The organism is Pseudomonas sp. Sample_16, assembly GCF_004307665.1.
GTDB lineage: Bacteria > Pseudomonadota > Gammaproteobacteria > Pseudomonadales > Pseudomonadaceae > Aquipseudomonas.
In genome coordinates this window covers 1-14899 of record NZ_RCOB01000027.1, presented here as the reverse complement: position 1 = coordinate 14899, position 14899 = coordinate 1, and the positions used below count along the sequence as shown (strand labels likewise).

General features: G+C 58.7%; 16 protein-coding genes. 12 read left to right on the top strand and 4 right to left on the bottom strand.

Going from position 1 to position 14899, the window contains the following annotated elements; all coding sequences use genetic code 11:
- Positions 1 to 26: 26 nt before the first annotated feature.
- Both D8U69_RS03635 and D8U69_RS03630 read right to left on the bottom strand, forming a co-directional pair.
- Positions 27 to 671 (bottom strand): tyrosine-protein phosphatase, encoded by a 645-nt coding sequence (locus tag D8U69_RS03635; RefSeq protein WP_056854467.1) that lies wholly within the window; start codon positions 669 to 671, stop codon positions 27 to 29.
- Between the two features lie 103 nt (positions 672 to 774).
- Positions 775 to 1077 carry a hypothetical protein gene (locus D8U69_RS03630; protein ID WP_130905139.1) on the bottom strand — a complete coding sequence of 101 codons (303 nt, stop codon included), beginning with the start codon at positions 1075 to 1077 and terminating at the stop codon, positions 775 to 777.
- A 221-nt stretch (positions 1078 to 1298) separates the two neighbouring features.
- Between D8U69_RS03630 and D8U69_RS03625 the strand changes: the two genes are divergently transcribed.
- From D8U69_RS03625 to D8U69_RS03615, 3 genes are all read left to right on the top strand, one after another.
- Positions 1299 to 2357, top strand: coding sequence for a PA0069 family radical SAM protein (locus D8U69_RS03625; protein WP_130906703.1), 1059 nt, complete (start codon positions 1299 to 1301; stop codon positions 2355 to 2357).
- 242 nt (positions 2358 to 2599) lie between these two features.
- The gene (locus D8U69_RS03620; RefSeq protein ID WP_056854464.1) at positions 2600 to 3331 is read left to right on the top strand and encodes a carbonic anhydrase; all 732 of its coding nucleotides are present in this window, start codon (positions 2600 to 2602) and stop codon (positions 3329 to 3331) included.
- An 88-nt stretch (positions 3332 to 3419) separates the two neighbouring features.
- A complete protein-coding gene (locus D8U69_RS03615; RefSeq protein WP_130906702.1) occupies positions 3420 to 4946 on the top strand; it encodes a SulP family inorganic anion transporter in 1527 nt (508 codons plus the stop codon).
- A gap of 100 nt (positions 4947 to 5046) precedes the next feature.
- On the opposite strand, the gene D8U69_RS03610 is transcribed toward D8U69_RS03615, so the two are convergent.
- Entirely contained in the window at positions 5047 to 5697 is a 651-nt protein-coding gene (locus D8U69_RS03610; RefSeq protein WP_130906701.1) for a hypothetical protein, read from the bottom strand.
- A 371-nt stretch (positions 5698 to 6068) separates the two neighbouring features.
- Here D8U69_RS03610 and coxB point away from each other — a divergent pair, with 371 nt between their 5' ends.
- The 4 genes from coxB (at position 6069) to D8U69_RS03590 (ending at position 10459) form a co-directional block, all read left to right on the top strand.
- Complete coding sequence (gene coxB, locus D8U69_RS03605; RefSeq protein ID WP_130905137.1) at positions 6069 to 7196, top strand: cytochrome c oxidase subunit II; 1128 nt, start codon at positions 6069 to 6071, stop codon at positions 7194 to 7196.
- Between the two features lie 82 nt (positions 7197 to 7278).
- Positions 7279 to 8865, top strand: coding sequence for a cytochrome c oxidase subunit I (ctaD, locus tag D8U69_RS03600; protein ID WP_056854364.1), 1587 nt, complete (start codon positions 7279 to 7281; stop codon positions 8863 to 8865).
- A 129-nt stretch (positions 8866 to 8994) separates the two neighbouring features.
- Positions 8995 to 9546: a cytochrome c oxidase assembly protein gene (locus tag D8U69_RS03595; RefSeq protein WP_056854363.1), complete on the top strand. Its 552-nt coding sequence runs from the start codon at positions 8995 to 8997 to the stop codon at positions 9544 to 9546.
- 25 nt (positions 9547 to 9571) lie between these two features.
- The gene (locus D8U69_RS03590; protein ID WP_130906700.1) at positions 9572 to 10459 is read left to right on the top strand and encodes a cytochrome c oxidase subunit 3; all 888 of its coding nucleotides are present in this window, start codon (positions 9572 to 9574) and stop codon (positions 10457 to 10459) included.
- Positions 10460 to 10462: 3 nt separating this feature from the next.
- On the opposite strand, the gene D8U69_RS03585 is transcribed toward D8U69_RS03590, so the two are convergent.
- Complete coding sequence (locus D8U69_RS03585; protein WP_056854361.1) at positions 10463 to 10666, bottom strand: twin transmembrane helix small protein; 204 nt, start codon at positions 10664 to 10666, stop codon at positions 10463 to 10465.
- A gap of 70 nt (positions 10667 to 10736) precedes the next feature.
- Here D8U69_RS03585 and D8U69_RS03580 point away from each other — a divergent pair, with 70 nt between their 5' ends.
- Genes D8U69_RS03580 through D8U69_RS03560 form a run of 5 tightly spaced genes read left to right on the top strand, consistent with a single transcriptional unit; the run spans position 10737 to position 14639 of the window.
- Positions 10737 to 11477: an SURF1 family protein gene (locus tag D8U69_RS03580; RefSeq protein WP_056854360.1), complete on the top strand. Its 741-nt coding sequence runs from the start codon at positions 10737 to 10739 to the stop codon at positions 11475 to 11477.
- Positions 11443 to 12036, top strand: a complete 594-nt coding sequence (locus D8U69_RS03575) for a hypothetical protein (protein WP_130906699.1) — start codon at positions 11443 to 11445, stop codon at positions 12034 to 12036. The genes D8U69_RS03580 and D8U69_RS03575 overlap by 35 nt, the downstream gene beginning before the upstream one ends.
- 10 nt (positions 12037 to 12046) lie before the next feature.
- Positions 12047 to 13120, top strand: a complete 1074-nt coding sequence (locus tag D8U69_RS03570) for a COX15/CtaA family protein (RefSeq protein WP_130905134.1) — start codon at positions 12047 to 12049, stop codon at positions 13118 to 13120.
- Entirely contained in the window at positions 13108 to 14007 is a 900-nt protein-coding gene (gene cyoE / locus D8U69_RS03565) for a heme o synthase (protein ID WP_056854357.1), read from the top strand. Before D8U69_RS03570 ends, cyoE begins: the two co-directional genes overlap by 13 nt.
- The gene (locus D8U69_RS03560; RefSeq protein WP_130906698.1) at positions 14004 to 14639 is read left to right on the top strand and encodes an SCO family protein; all 636 of its coding nucleotides are present in this window, start codon (positions 14004 to 14006) and stop codon (positions 14637 to 14639) included. Before cyoE ends, D8U69_RS03560 begins: the two co-directional genes overlap by 4 nt.
- Positions 14640 to 14899 lie beyond the last annotated feature (260 nt).

Here is a 14899-nt window from a genome sequence, read left to right as displayed (position 1 = left end):
GCGCAATGCAGTGGGAGGCGTTGTTGTTACTGTAGATGAGCGGACTGGAACCAGTTTTTCATCGAACACGCCGCGAACGGGCTCGTGCTGCAATCGCCATTGGCCAATGCAGTGCGAAGCTTGTCCACGTCAGCCTGCATCATGTAACGGATGCCGTCCTTGAAGTGAGTGCTGTCTCCAAAGCCGCCCTGGGTCATTTCGCTCAGCGCGTCCTCCTTGCTCCATCCCTGCACCACCACCCGATACATGGCCGCGATCAGGCCGGTTCGGTCTGAGCCGTGTTTACAGTGCATCAGCACCGGGCCATTGGTTTCGGCAGTTCGAATGGCCCGTAATGCCTTGAGTATGTCGGCATCATCGACGTGGTTGGTTCGATAAGGCAGATGTACTTGAGTGATTGCAGGCGTGGATAACCAGTTTGCGTCCGACTCAGGTAGAAAACTGATGACTGTTGCGACCTTGAGTCTTTCCAATAACCGCAGCGCTCCACTGTCGGGTAATGCACTGCGGTACAACGTCGGCGACATTTTAAACAGGTTGTATTGCACTTCGACCGGTTGTGCCCATTCTGCCGGACGGCGCAAATCGGCATCATCGGCGTACACCGGTGCCAAGTGAAGCAATACGACCAGTGATAAACACATCACCGAAATAAAACGCAGAAAGAACATGCTGGGTGACCGTCAGGATGGAAGCTGGACATTGAGGTCAAGCTTGCATCCTGATCAGTCAAAGACCCGTGAGCTATCTGTCAAAGAAACGTGAACCCTTGCATCAAGGATTGATAATCGCCGCATAAGCCTTGGCCAGTGCCTCTAACTTGGCCTTGTCCCCTGCACCAATGACCCCGTCGCGGTCTACATCCTTGTTAACGTTTCCAATACTGAAAGAGTTGCCAAGGTCTTTGGACGTGGCCGTAAAAAAAACCGAATCAACCAAGGTTTCGATTTGTTGTTGATTCTCCGCATCCCAACTTAGCTCTTTACGAGCAAGTTGCAACGAAACAAGAGTATTCGGCTCCGAAGGGCTCGGCCGCATGAGTTGTAGAAAGATGCCACGCTGATTAAAGAAAGACATAAACAAATCCTTTTATTTATTTTGCTTAGTGGGTGTTACTTGGAGGTAAGAATATAGAAGGTAACGTTTAATCGAGCGACGCCTTATATGTTTCTTCAATTTACCAGTTGCCGGACACGTTATTTGAAAGATCTGCCCAGCCTAGTAAAAAGCTGAACGGTACTGGTCGATAGGGGCAACCTCGTATACTGTATGAATATACAGAACAAGGAACACCTTCGATGGCGACCATCCTGCCTCCCCGCGGTCGCGGCACTGCGACCAACCCGCACAATCGCTTTGCTCCGAGCCGCTCGGTAGCCGAGGACGACGGCTGGCATCAGGAAGCGCCAGTGACTCAAGGCACCGAAGTGCGCATCGAGACGGCGAAAAGCATCATCACTCGCAACAACTCACCAGACCTGCCCTTCGACCGCTCGATCAATCCTTATCGTGGGTGCGAACACGGTTGCATTTATTGCTACGCACGCCCCAGTCACGCCTATTGGGACATGTCGCCGGGGCTGGATTTCGAGACCCGGTTGATCGCCAAGACCAATGCAGTGGAGGTGCTGGAACAGCAGTTGTCCAAGCGCGGCTATCAATGTGCGCCGATCAACCTCGGTTCCAACACCGATCCGTATCAGCCGATCGAGCGCGAGTACAAAATCACCCGCCAGACTCTCGAGGTATTGCTGCGCTATCGCCATCCCGTGACCATCATCACCAAAGGTTCACTGATTCTTCGTGATCTGGACCTTCTGGCCGAACTTGCACAGCAAAGGCTGGTGGCGGTGATGATCAGCCTGACTACCCTTGACGACGAGCTCAAACGCATCCTCGAACCCCGCGCCGCGGCGCCCAAGGCCCGGCTGCGGGCAATCAGGGTCATGCGTGATGCGGGCATTCCGGTGGGTGTGCTGTGTTCACCGATGATTCCGATGATCAACGACAGCGAACTCGAAAGCCTGCTCACTGAAGCCCAGGCGGCCGGGGCGCAAAGCGCTGCCTACATGATGTTGCGCCTGCCGCTGGAAGTGGCGCCGCTGTTCGAGCAATGGCTGGCCGCCCACTATCCGCAACGGGCGGCGCATGTGTTGAGCCTGATACGCCAGAGTCGTGGCGGTGAGCTTTACGACAGCCGCTTTGGCGCACGAATGCGCGGAGAAGGACCGTTTGCCGATTTGCTGGCGCAGCGCTTTGCCAAGACCATCAAGCGCCTGGGGCTTAATCATCGGGAAGGCTTCAACCTGGACTGCGACGCCTTTTGTCCGCCGGGTCGCCAAATGTCACTGATTTGAGGACAATTGGCCTATGGTTGAGTACTGAAGAACGCGCTCGAAGATTAAGCTGGTCACGTTTTTTGTGACCTGGAACACACGTTCTAGAGCGCTTTATTCAGTTTGAGTTAAGATTCGGCCGCTACCTTGTTCATCGAGTGACTGACGGGTCGAGGCCTTCGACCTGGATGTTTTTTATACAGCCACTGGCTTCACACCGGACTTCACGGAAAACTCCCTGACTCCGCCAAAGAGGATGAATCATGAGTGACAAGGATAAACAGCCGTTGGCTGCGTCGGCTTCCACCCAACCCGAGGCGGAAACCGCCGATGCAGCGCTGCAGCATATCGTTGACGGCTTTTTGCATTTCCATCATGAGATCTTTCCGCAACAGGAAGAGCTCTTCAAGAAACTCGCCACGGCTCAACGCCCGCGAGCCATGTTCATCGCCTGCGCCGATTCGCGCATCGTTCCTGAACTGATCACCCAAAGCGCCCCCGGCGACCTGTTCGTGACGCGTAACGTCGGCAACGTCGTACCGCCTTACGGACAGATGAACGGCGGTGTCTCCACGGCGATCGAGTACGCGGTGCTGGCCCTCGGCGTGCACCACATCATCATCTGCGGGCACTCCGACTGCGGCGCGATGCGAGCGGTGCTCAACCCCCAGAGCCTGGAAAAAATGCCTACGGTCAAAGCCTGGCTGCGGCATGCCGAAGTGGCGAAGACCATGGTCCAGGACAACTGCAACTGCGCGAATGAAAGCGAAAGCATGCACATCCTCACCGAAGAGAATGTCATCGCCCAATTGCAGCATTTGCGCACTCATCCATCGGTGGCCTCGCGAATGGCTAACGGTCAGTTGTTTATCCACGGTTGGGTCTACAACATCGAAACCAGCGAAATCAAAGCCTACGACGCCGATCAGGGATGTTTCCTGCCGCTCAATGGCAGCCTGCCCGTTCCGGTGGCGACGCCCAAAGCGCGCTTCTAAAACCTCCTAAATCCGTATGGTTCAGTCGAGGCTGCCGATCAGGCAGCCTGGCTTCGCCATGCCTGAAGAAAACTTCGGGAGAATCACCATGCGTGCTGCGCAATTCAAAAATGTTTTACCAAGGGAGCTGCTGGCTTCCGTGGTCGTTTTTCTGGTCGCCCTGCCCTTGTGCATGGGCATTGCCATTGCTTCGGGTTTACCTCCGGCCAAAGGCCTGATCACCGGGATCATTGGTGGCCTGGTCGTTGGCTGGCTGGCCGGTTCGCCCTTGCAAGTAAGCGGTCCCGCCGCCGGTCTGGCGGTACTGGTATTCGAACTGGTACGTCAGCATGGCGTGACCATGCTCGGGCCGATATTACTGCTCGCAGGTTTTCTGCAATTGGTGGCCGGCCGTTTGAAACTGGGCTGCTGGTTCCGCGTGACAGCGCCTGCCGTCGTGTACGGCATGCTTGCCGGGATCGGTGTGCTGATCGTCCTCTCACAGGTGCACGTGATGCTCGATGCGGCGCCAAAGCCGTCAGGGCTGGATAACCTCGCGAGCTTTCCCACCGCAGTCGCCCAGGCTTTGCCATCCGTTGGCTGGCAGGCCGGCCTGCTCGGGTTATCGACCATCGCCGTGATGTGGCTATGGGAAAAGCTGCGTCCGCATTCCCTGCGTTTCATACCTGGCGCCTTGCTCGGTGTGGGTCTCGCCACTACCGCCAGCCTGCTCATGTCGTTGCAGGTCAAACGGGTGGAGGTTCCGGCCAATCTGGCTGAAGCCATTGATTGGCTGCGACCGGCAGATTTGCTCAATCTGGCAGACCCTGCCCTGCTCATCGCTGCCTTTGCAGTGGCTTTCATCGCCAGTGCCGAAACCCTGCTGTCGGCTGCCGCAGTAGACCGGATGCACAGCGGCCAGCGCTCGGACTTCGACCGGGAACTGTCGGCGCAAGGCGTCGGCAACATGCTCTGCGGGCTGCTCGGCGCACTGCCGATGACGGGCGTGATCGTGCGCAGCTCCGCCAACGTCCAGGCCGGCGCTACCACGCGTTACTCGACGATTTTCCACGGCCTGTGGCTGCTGGCGTTCGTTTTGCTGTTGTCGAGCGTGTTGCAAAGCATTCCGGTGGCTAGCCTGGCGGGTGTGCTGGTTTATACCGGCTTCAAGCTTGTGGATCTCAAGGCTTTCCGCGGTCTGGGGCGCTACGGCCGGATGCCGATGTTCACCTATGCCGCCACCGCATTAGCCATCGTTTTCACTGACTTGCTGACCGGCGTATTGATCGGCTTCGGCCTGACGCTGGTGAAGCTGGCATTGAAGGCTTCACGGTTGAAAATCAGCCTGATCGATCTGCCCGAGGCAGGAGAAATGGAATTGCGCCTGACAGGCGCGGCGACTTTTCTCAAAGTGCCGGCGCTGACCAAGGTACTGGCGACCATTCCCGCAGGCGCGACAGTGCACGTGCCGCTCAATAACCTGAGCTACATCGATCACTCATGCCTGGAATTGCTGGAAGAATGGGGTCGGGCGAATGCAGCCAAAGGTTCGAAGCTGTTGATTGAGTCGCGGGGGTTGAAGCGCAGGCTTGAAGGGCGGGTTCGGACCAACGCTGGCGTAGGCTCCACCACCTAAACCTTGTAGGAGCCGGCTTGCTGGCGATTCAGGCGACAAGGTGTGTCATGCAGACCGTGTCGTCTGGATCGCCAGCAAGCCGGCTCCTACAGGGGTGGAGTCAGGCGACGGGTTGATCCAGCTCCAGGCCTACACCCAAACGGCGCGACATGCACGGCCAGCGCTTCCACGCAGCACCGGTATCCGGACTGTTGAGCTTCTCGCGGTAGGCTTCCACCGACTCCAGCGCAAAGCTGTCATCGTTGAGCATTTCGTCTACGGCGTGGTGGACTGCCTCATCCAGTTGGTTGGCAAATTCCTCACCGATCAACTGGTGGGCAATCAGGTTGGCGACCGTCATGTCCAATGGGATCAGTGGCTGGCCAAAGTGCTTGATATACAGGTCGTTGACCTCTTCGACAAACCGGTGGGCCAAATAGGCTTCGTCCAGCAGGCTATCGAGCCCGACGTGCCCGGCCATGATTGCCGGTGGCTGGATGAAGTACTGCTCGGCGATTTTCAATACCGGTTTGATCTGTGACTCGATGCCCGCTTCCCTTGCGACTTCATTGGCTGCATCCAGCAGATCGGGCACTTCTTCGATATAAGCGGCGACAAAACGCGTGAGTACGCCGTTGGTATCGGTCTCCGGCAACTGGATCGCCGGGTGTAGATGAGGCAGTTTGCTTTCCAGCTGACGCGTCAGCAGGCCGGTCTCGGCTTCGTGTTGTTGGGCTTTTTGGATCTGCTCGCGCAATGCGGCGGTGTTCATGAAAACTCCAGGAAACAAAGGCAATGAAATAGGGAAGACATAACTTAGCTGGCTTACGAAAAATGCTAAGACGCATTTGTCATAATTATTTCATCCTTGAGACGCCCGCGTTATATCGGTTCGCCACCACTCGTCTGCATCCTTCTCCATTCGTGCCCCGCAACGCAAGTTAATGCTGTTTCAGATGATTTACGCCTTGGCATTGCGAGGTGAGAGTCGCTGTCTATACTCGGGTTGGAATGGAGTTAGCTGATGACGCCCGACTGCACACGCAGCAAGGCTCGGCAATTCAAGTTCGTAGTCTGATGCAGCCGCTCCCTTGCCGCAGGTGAAAGCCGGCGGGATAACAAGAACGATAAGGGGAACCCGCAATGATGCGACATCCACATGTCTGGATGGGCCTCCTGTTGTGGTCGATTTTCAGTCAGGCGCAAGCGGCCTGGACTGTGAATATGGCGCCTGGAGCGACTGAAATCAGTCACGCTGTGTTTGACCTGCACATGACCATTTTCTGGATCTGTGTGGTGATCGGCATCATCGTCTTTGGTGCGATGTTCTGGTCGATGATCCTGCACCGCCGCTCGACAGGGCAGGTGGCGGCCAAGTTTCATGAAAGCACCACCGTCGAAATTCTGTGGACCATCGTGCCCTTCATCATCCTCGTGGCCATGGCGGTTCCCGCGACGGCGACCCTGATCAAGATGTACGACGCCAGTGAGCCGGATATCGATATCCAGGTCACCGGCTATCAATGGAAATGGCATTACAAATACCTGGGCCAGGACGTCGAGTTCTTCAGCAACCTGGCCACTCCCGCCGACCAGATCCACAACAAGGAAGCCAAGAGCGAGCACTATTTGCTTGAGGTCGACAAGCCCTTGGTGCTGCCGATCGGCGCCAAGGTGCGCTTCCTCGTGACGTCCGCCGACGTGATCCATTCATGGTGGGTGCCGGCCTTTGCGGTCAAGCGCGATGCGATCCCGGGGTTCGTCAACGAAGCCTGGACGCGCATCGAAAAGCCCGGCATCTACCGTGGCCAATGCGCCGAGCTGTGCGGCAAGGACCACGGGTTCATGCCGATCGTGGTCGAGGTCAAGGAAAAGGCCGATTACGAGAAATGGCTGGGCGAGCGCAAGGCGGAAGCTGCGCAACTCAAGGAACTGACCAGCAAGGAATGGACCCTCGACGAGCTCAAGGAGCGTGGCGACAAGGTCTATCACACCACTTGCGTGGCCTGTCACCAGGCTGAGGGTCAGGGGTTGCCGCCGATGTTCCCGGCCCTCAAGGGCTCGAAAATCGCCACCGGCCCGATCAAGGATCACCTGAACATTGTCTTCCACGGCAAGCCCGGCACGTCCATGGCGGCCTTCGGCAAGCAACTGTCGGAAGTCGATATCGCGGCGGTCGTGACCTACGAACGCAACGCCTGGGGCAACAACAAGGGCGACATGGTCACGCCGAAAGAAGTGCTTGAGCTGAAACAGGCGGAAAGCAAATGACCCGGTCCATTGCTCACCTCAGGAACCGGTCGGGGCAATGCGCCCCGGCCTGCCCAGCCCATCCGGTTAAAGGAGACAGGCCATGAGCGCCGTAATCGATGACCACGGTCATGCCGACCACGCCCACGGCCCCGCCAAAGGCCTGATGCGTTGGGTGCTGACCACCAACCACAAGGACATCGGTACGCTGTACCTGTGGTTTGCGTTTTCCATGTTCCTGCTCGGCGGCTCGTTCGCGATGGTGATTCGCGCCGAGCTGTTCCAGCCCGGCCTGCAGATCGTGCAGCCGGAATTCTTCAACCAGATGACCACCATGCACGGTCTGGTCATGGTGTTCGGTGCGGTGATGCCGGCATTCGTCGGCCTCGCCAACTGGATGATTCCGCTGATGGTCGGTGCGCCGGACATGGCCCTGCCACGGATGAACAACTTCAGCTTCTGGCTGTTGCCGGCAGCGTTCATCCTGTTGGTCTCGACCCTGTTCACCCCGGGTGGCGGGCCGAACTTCGGCTGGACGTTCTACGCCCCGCTGTCGACGACCTACGCGCCGGAAAGCGTGACGTTCTTCATCTTCGCCATCCACTTGATGGGGATCAGTTCGATCATGGGTGCGATCAACGTGATCGCCACCATCCTCAACCTGCGCGCCCCCGGCATGACGCTGATGAAAATGCCGCTGTTCGTCTGGACCTGGCTGATCACCGCGTTCCTGCTGATCGCGGTGATGCCGGTACTGGCCGGTTGCGTGACGATGATGCTGATGGACATCCACTTCGGCACCAGCTTCTTCAGTGCTGCCGGCGGCGGCGACCCGGTGCTGTTCCAGCACGTGTTCTGGTTCTTCGGTCACCCCGAGGTGTACATCATGATCCTGCCAGCCTTCGGTGCCGTCAGCTCGATCATTCCGACCTTCTCGCGCAAGCCGCTGTTCGGCTACACCTCGATGGTCTACGCCACGGCGAGTATTGCGTTCCTGTCGTTCATCGTCTGGGCGCACCACATGTTCGTGGTCGGCATTCCGTTGGTGGGCGAGTTGTTCTTCATGTACGCCACGCTGCTGATCGCGGTACCGACGGGCGTGAAGGTGTTCAACTGGGCCAGCACCATGTGGCAAGGCTCGCTGACGTTCGAGACACCGATGCTGTTTGCGGTGGCATTCGTGATCCTGTTCTCCATTGGCGGTTTCTCCGGGCTGATGCTGGCCATCGCCCCGGCGGACTTCCAGTACCAGGACACTTACTTCGTGGTCGCGCACTTCCACTATGTATTGGTGCCGGGTGCGATTTTCGGGATCTTCGCCTCCGCCTACTACTGGATGCCGAAGTGGACCGGCCACATGTACGACGAAACCCTCGGCAAGCTGCACTTCTGGCTGTCGTTCATCGGCATGAACATGGCCTTCTTCCCGATGCACTTCGTGGGCCTGGCCGGCATGCCGCGGCGGATTCCCGACTACAACCTGCAATTCGCCGACTTCAACATGGTGTCGTCGATCGGCGCATTCATGTTCGGCGCCACGCAGATCTTCTTCCTGTTCATCGTGATCAAGACCATTCGCGGCGGCCCGCCGGCACCGGCCAAACCGTGGGATGGGGCTGAAGGCCTGGAATGGAGCATCCCGTCGCCGGCGCCGTATCACACCTTTACTACGCCGCCGGAAGTGAAATGAACAATTTATGCCCTGTGGAAATTCCTGTGGGAGCTGGCTTGCCAGCGATGGGATCACCGCGGTGTGTCAGGCATGCAGCCATCGCTGGCAAGCCAGCTCCCACGGGGTTCCGGGTAAAGGGTCAAGATCATGGCTGATTCGATTTCGATGAAGAAGCTGGTCACTCGTCTGTTGCTGGTGGTGGTGGCGATGTTTGTATTCGGGTTTGCCCTGGTGCCGATCTACGACGTGATGTGCAAGGCGTTCGGCATAAATGGCAAGACGGGCGGGCAGTATGAGGGTGAGCAAACGGTGGACAGCTCGCGGCAGGTTCGCGTGCAGTTTCTGTCGACCAACTCCGCCGACATGTCCTGGGATTTTTATCCCAAGCAGGATGAGTTGACGGCCAACCCCGGGGCGGTGAACGAGATGATCTTCATTGCACACAACCCCACCGACAAGCCAATGAGCGCCCAGGCCGTGCCGAGCATCGCGCCAAGCGCGGCGGCGGCGTATTTCCACAAGACCGAATGTTTTTGCTTTACCCAGCAAGTGCTGCAGCCCGGTCAACGGATCGAGATGCCGGTACGTTTCATCGTTGACCGCGACATGCCCAAGGAAGTGAAGCACCTGACGCTGTCCTACACGCTGTTCGATATCACCGCCCGACATCCACCGGTCGCAGTAAACACTGGCGGTTGAGCGTGCCCGATAAGGAGAACAATAAATGGCAACTCATGAGCATTATTACGTTCCGGCCCAGAGCAAATGGCCGATCATCGCCACGGTCGGGATGTTCGTCACGGTGTTCGGCCTGGCCACCTGGTTCAATGACCTGAAGGCGGCACGGCCAGAATCCCACGGGCCGCTGATCTTTTTCGTCGGTGGCTTGCTGCTCGCTTACATGTTGTTCGGCTGGTTCGGCACGGTGATCAAGGAAAGTCGCGACGGCTTGTACAGCGCGCAGATGGACCGCTCGTTCCGCTGGGGCATGAGCTGGTTCATCTTCTCCGAGGTGATGTTCTTTATCGCCTTCTTCGGTGCGCTGTTCTATGTCCGGCAGGTCTCCGGTCCGGCACTCGGCGGAGAAGGCGCCAAAGGCCTGGCTCACATGCTCTGGCCGAACTTCGAGTTCGTCTGGCCGTTGCTGAACAATCCGGACTCGAAACTGTTTCCGCCGCCCAAGGACGTCATCAGTCCATGGGGCTTGCCGTTGCTCAACACCGTGCTGTTGGTGAGCTCTAGCGTGACCGTGACCATCGCCCACCACGCCTTGAAAAAGGGCCATCGCGGTGCGCTCAAACTGTGGCTGGCGATCACCGTATTGCTGGGCTGTGCGTTCCTCGGCTTCCAGGCTGAAGAATACATCCATGCCTACAACGAACTGGGCCTGACTTTGGGTTCGGGCATCTACGGCGCGACGTTCTTCATGCTCACCGGGTTCCACGGCGCCCACGTGACCATCGGCACCATCATCCTGTTTGTGATGTTGATGCGGATCATGCGCGGGCATTTCGACAACGAGCATCAGTTCGGCTTTGAAGCGGCGAGTTGGTACTGGCACTTCGTGGACGTGGTGTGGATCGGGTTGTTCGTATTCGTTTACGTGCTCTAACCCCTACCAGGGGGCGTGGGAAACCAACTGGCCGCTGAAAAAACCCCAGGCGATCAAGCCGACGGTGATGGCGGCCAGCGTGACACGAACACTCAAGGCAATGACGAGGCGGTTCGAGCTGCTGTCGTCCTTGACCAGAAAAAACAGGCCGCTGAACAGGCTGACAACCGTGGCAATCAGCATCAGGACGATGGCTGCTTTGAGCATGGTGAGACTCCGGGGGACTAGCGATGCACTTGAGTATAGCTATCGCACCGACTGACTTTCTGGCGACGCCATGAAGCGCTTCCGGCCGGGCATCGTGCCGACATTGGTGGTCGCCCTGCTGCTGCCGCTGCTGGTGTCGCTAGGGTTCTGGCAATTGGGCCGGGGCGCGGAGAAAAGCGCGCTGTTGCAAACCTATAGCGAGCGCCGGGCCGCCGAACCGATGCTCAGCACCGAACTGCAACACAGCGTTGATCCAGCCTTCCGCCGGGTCCGCCTGCACGGTCAGTTCGATGCCAGCCACAGCCTGTTGCTGGATAACCGCCAGCGTGACGGCAAGGTCGGCGTCGAGCTGCTGCAACCGTTTCAGGATCAGGCGACCGGCCTCTGGCTGCTGGTCAATCGAGGCTGGCTGCCGTGGCCGGACCGGCGCACTCCACCGCAATTCACCACACCGGTTCAGGCATTGAGCCTGGATGCCTGGGTCTACGTGCCGCCGGGCGCAACCTTCCAGTTGCACGCCGATCCCGATTCCACGACCTGGCCGCAATTGGTCACCGCAGTTGACCCGACCAAGCTCTGGGCAGGTCTCGACCGCGACGGCTTCGCCTATGAATTACGTGCAGAAACCGGACCGGCGACTTACCAGGCCGATTGGCCGGTCGTTGCCATGGGGCCGGAAAAACACATCGCTTATGCCGTGCAGTGGTTCGCCCTGTCGATCGCCCTGTTCGGCCTTTATCTCTATCTCGGCTGGCACAACGCAAAGGAGAAACACCATGGGAGCGGCCATGAATCCACCCAGCATGTCTGAGGCAAAACCGGCGTTGAACCGGCGCAAGGGACGTTTGCAATTGCTGCTGATCCTGCTCGGTGTGATCGGGCCGATGATCCTCGCCACCGGCATGTACAAGCTGCAGTTCTGGGTGCCGGAGGGCCGCAGTTATCACGGCGAACTGATCGGCAATGGTCAGACCCGCGCCGACCTTGGCGTGCAGGCTGAAGAAGGGCGCTGGCAGTTACTGGTGACCGCGCCGAAGGATTGCGCTGTCGACTGTCAGCAACTGGTGTATCTGGCGCGGCAGATCCAGATCGGCCTGGGCCGCGATGCCGGGCGTGCCAGCCATGCCATTGCCGCCGCACAGCCGTTGAGCAGCGATTACCAGGCCAAGCTGACCCGCGAATACCCGCAGCTGCAACGCTATCCGCTGGACCTCGCTACCTTCAGCAAAACCACGGGGGACAAGGCCGAACCACAGCTGTGGATCATCGACCCCCACGGCAACCTGGTGCTGCGCTACGACCCGTCGGTCAAAGGTAAGGACCTGCTGAACGACCTGCGTCACCTGCTGAAACTGTCCAACATCGGATAAGGGCATCGTCATGGCCAAACCTGGATTTCGCCTCGCGCTGTTTGCCACTTTGCTGGCACTGATTGTGGTGTTGCTCGGCGCCTACACCCGCCTGACCCACGCCGGCCTCGGCTGCCCGGACTGGCCAGGCTGCTACGGCTTTATCAGCGTGCCTAAAAGCGAAGCCCAATTGGCCCATGCCGAATTGCATTTCCCGGACACGCCGGTCGAAGCCCACAAGGGCTGGAACGAGATGATCCATCGCTATTTTGCCGGCACCCTGGGGCTGTTGATTGTGGCCCTGGCCGCTCGCTCATGGATGCATCGCCGGCATCCAGGCCAGCCGGTGAAGCTGCCGCTGTTCCTGCTGGCGGTGGTGTCCGCGCAAGCGGCGTTCGGCATGTGGACAGTGACGCTCAAGCTCTGGCCGCAAGTGGTGACCGGGCACCTGCTCGGCGGTTTCGCCACGTTGAGCCTATTGTTCCTGCTGACCTTGCGCCTCTCCGGTGTACTGCCGGCATTGACCGTGCCACGTCGTTTGCAGCACTGGGCGACGGCAGGGCTGCTGCTGGTGATCGGGCAAATCGCCCTCGGTGGCTGGGTCAGCTCCAATTATGCCGCGGTGGCCTGCATCGACTTTCCGACCTGCCACGGTCAATGGCTGCCCCCTGCCGATTTCGCCAATGGCTTTCACCTGACCCAGCACATCGGCCCGAATTACCTCGGCGGACAACTGGACAGTGATGCGCGCACAGCGATTCACCTGACGCACCGCATCGGCGCGCTACTGGTGACCCTGGTGCTGCTCGGCCTGGCCTGGCAACTGAAGGTAGTCGGCATGACGCGACTGGCGGGGCTGGTATTGCTCGCCCTCACGGCGCAAATCACGCTGGGTATCAGCAACGTGGTGTTCCATCTGCCACTGCCGGTGGCCGTGGCGCACAACGCCGGGGGTGCGGCGCTGTTGCTGACGATGGTGCTGGTCAATTATCACGCGCGAACCAGCCTGGTTCGGGTCAAACAAACGACTCGCTGGCGCTTCAGCCCGCGTAAGCATTCAGCCGGGCCCATAACAATAAAAGGAGAAATGCCATGGCGATTCTGATCGGCGAGCGTCACAGCCAGGCAATCTGGCGTGACTACCTGGAACTGACCAAGCCGAAAGTAGTGGTGCTGATGCTCATCACTTCGCTGGTGGGGATGTTCCTGGCCACTCGCGCCGGGGTGCCATGGACCGTGCTGGTGTTCGGCAACCTGGGGATCGCCCTGTGTGCGGGCGGTGCGGCAGCGGTCAACCATGTGGTGGACCGGCGGATCGATGCCGTCATGGCGCGCACCCATAAACGCCCCTTGGCCGAGGGGCGGGTGTCACCAACGGCGGCGCTGACGTTTGCGCTGGTGCTGGCGGTGCTTGGCCAGGCCCTGTTGCTGGCCTTCACCAATCCACTGACAGCCTGGCTGACCCTCGCCTCATTGCTTGGCTATGCGGTGGTGTACACCGGTTTTCTCAAACGTGCGACGCCACAGAACATCGTGATCGGCGGCTTGGCTGGTGCCGCACCGCCCTTGCTCGGCTGGACCGCTGCCACCGGCCATGTCAGTGCCGAACCGTTGCTGTTGGTGCTGATCATTTTCGCCTGGACCCCACCGCATTTCTGGGCGCTGGCCATCCACCGCAAAGAGGAATACGCCAAGGCTGACATTCCGATGTTGCCGGTAACCCACGGCGAGCATTACACCAAGGTGCATATTCTGCTTTACACCGCCGCGCTGCTGGCCGTGAGCCTGATGCCGTACGTGATCCACATGAGCGGCCTGCTCTACCTGACCTGCGCGATCGTCCTCGGCGCGAGGTTCCTGCAATGGGCCGTGGTGCTGTACCGTGGCACTCGGCCGCACGCGGCGATCAACACGTTCAAGTACTCTATTTATTACTTGTTCCTGCTGTTCATCGCGCTGCTCGTAGACCACTACTTATTGTTGAACCTATGACTCGAACCCAGAAAACCGTCTTCATCCTTGTCGCCCTGATCGCGCTGGTCCTGGGCCTGACCATCAACAAAGTGCTGTCCGGCAAAGGTCAGGGCGACCCGACGGCACTGATCGACGCCGGGATCATCCTGCTGCCGCAAAGCCGCAATCTGCCGAGCGTGACGATGACCGATCAGGACGGCAAACCGGTTGAAATCAATGAACTCAAAGGCAAGTGGTCGCTGCTGTTCTTCGGCTACACGTTCTGCCCGGACATCTGCCCGACCACCCTCGCCCAGTTGCGCCAGATCAAAAGTGAACTGCCACCGGAGGCGGTGGACAAGTTGCAGATCGTGCTGGTCAGCGTCGATCCCAATCGCGATACGCCGAAGCAGCTCAAACAGTACCTGGGTTACTTCGATCCACAATTTATCGGCCTGACGCCGAACTCCGTGGAGGAACTGCAAAAAGTTGCCAATGCAGTGAGCATTCCGTTCATCCCGGCGGATACCAGCAAGCCGAACTACACCGTCGACCACAGCGGCAACCTCGCGGTCATCGGACCGGACGGCACGCAGCGCGGGTTCATTCGTGCGCCGTTGAACAACGTTAAGCTGGTGGCGCAGTTGCCGGTGATGCTCAAGCGTCAGTGACAACGCCACCCAACCCTGTAGGAGCGAGCCTGTTCGCGATAGCGGACTGACATTCAACATTGATGTTGGATCTGATGGCCCTATCGCGAGCAGGCTCGCTCCCACAAGGTCAGTATTTCAGGCAACAAAAAATGGGCACCCAACCTGGTTGGTGTGCCCATTTTTTATTCCGCCCCCCGTTTTGCGGGGTGGAAATCAAGGATTGACGCTGTCTTTCAGTATCTATAAGAAAAATGTTTCACTTATTTTGCATGCAGCTC

Bases quoted from the DNA above. Each gene is read 5' to 3' on its own strand.
- D8U69_RS03595 (WP_056854363.1), top strand. From the start codon at position 8,995: ATGGCTGATTCGATTTCGATGAAGAAGCTGGTCACTCGTCTGTTGCTG.
- coxB (WP_130905137.1), top strand. From the start codon at position 6,069: ATGATGCGACATCCACATGTCTGGATGGGCCTCCTGTTGTGGTCGATT.
- D8U69_RS03620 (WP_056854464.1), top strand. From the start codon at position 2,600: ATGAGTGACAAGGATAAACAGCCGTTGGCTGCGTCGGCTTCCACCCAA.
- D8U69_RS03615 (WP_130906702.1), top strand. From the start codon at position 3,420: ATGCGTGCTGCGCAATTCAAAAATGTTTTACCAAGGGAGCTGCTGGCT.
- cyoE (WP_056854357.1), top strand. From the start codon at position 13,108: ATGGCGATTCTGATCGGCGAGCGTCACAGCCAGGCAATCTGGCGTGAC.
- D8U69_RS03635 (WP_056854467.1), bottom strand. From the start codon at position 671: ATGTTCTTTCTGCGTTTTATTTCGGTGATGTGTTTATCACTGGTCGTA.
- D8U69_RS03580 (WP_056854360.1), top strand. From the start codon at position 10,737: ATGAAGCGCTTCCGGCCGGGCATCGTGCCGACATTGGTGGTCGCCCTG.
- D8U69_RS03575 (WP_130906699.1), top strand. From the start codon at position 11,443: ATGGGAGCGGCCATGAATCCACCCAGCATGTCTGAGGCAAAACCGGCG.
- D8U69_RS03630 (WP_130905139.1), bottom strand. From the start codon at position 1,077: ATGTCTTTCTTTAATCAGCGTGGCATCTTTCTACAACTCATGCGGCCG.
- D8U69_RS03625 (WP_130906703.1), top strand. From the start codon at position 1,299: ATGGCGACCATCCTGCCTCCCCGCGGTCGCGGCACTGCGACCAACCCG.
- D8U69_RS03570 (WP_130905134.1), top strand. From the start codon at position 12,047: ATGGCCAAACCTGGATTTCGCCTCGCGCTGTTTGCCACTTTGCTGGCA.
- D8U69_RS03610 (WP_130906701.1), bottom strand. From the start codon at position 5,697: ATGAACACCGCCGCATTGCGCGAGCAGATCCAAAAAGCCCAACAACAC.
- D8U69_RS03585 (WP_056854361.1), bottom strand. From the start codon at position 10,666: ATGCTCAAAGCAGCCATCGTCCTGATGCTGATTGCCACGGTTGTCAGC.
- ctaD (WP_056854364.1), top strand. From the start codon at position 7,279: ATGAGCGCCGTAATCGATGACCACGGTCATGCCGACCACGCCCACGGC.
- D8U69_RS03560 (WP_130906698.1), top strand. From the start codon at position 14,004: ATGACTCGAACCCAGAAAACCGTCTTCATCCTTGTCGCCCTGATCGCG.
- D8U69_RS03590 (WP_130906700.1), top strand. From the start codon at position 9,572: ATGGCAACTCATGAGCATTATTACGTTCCGGCCCAGAGCAAATGGCCG.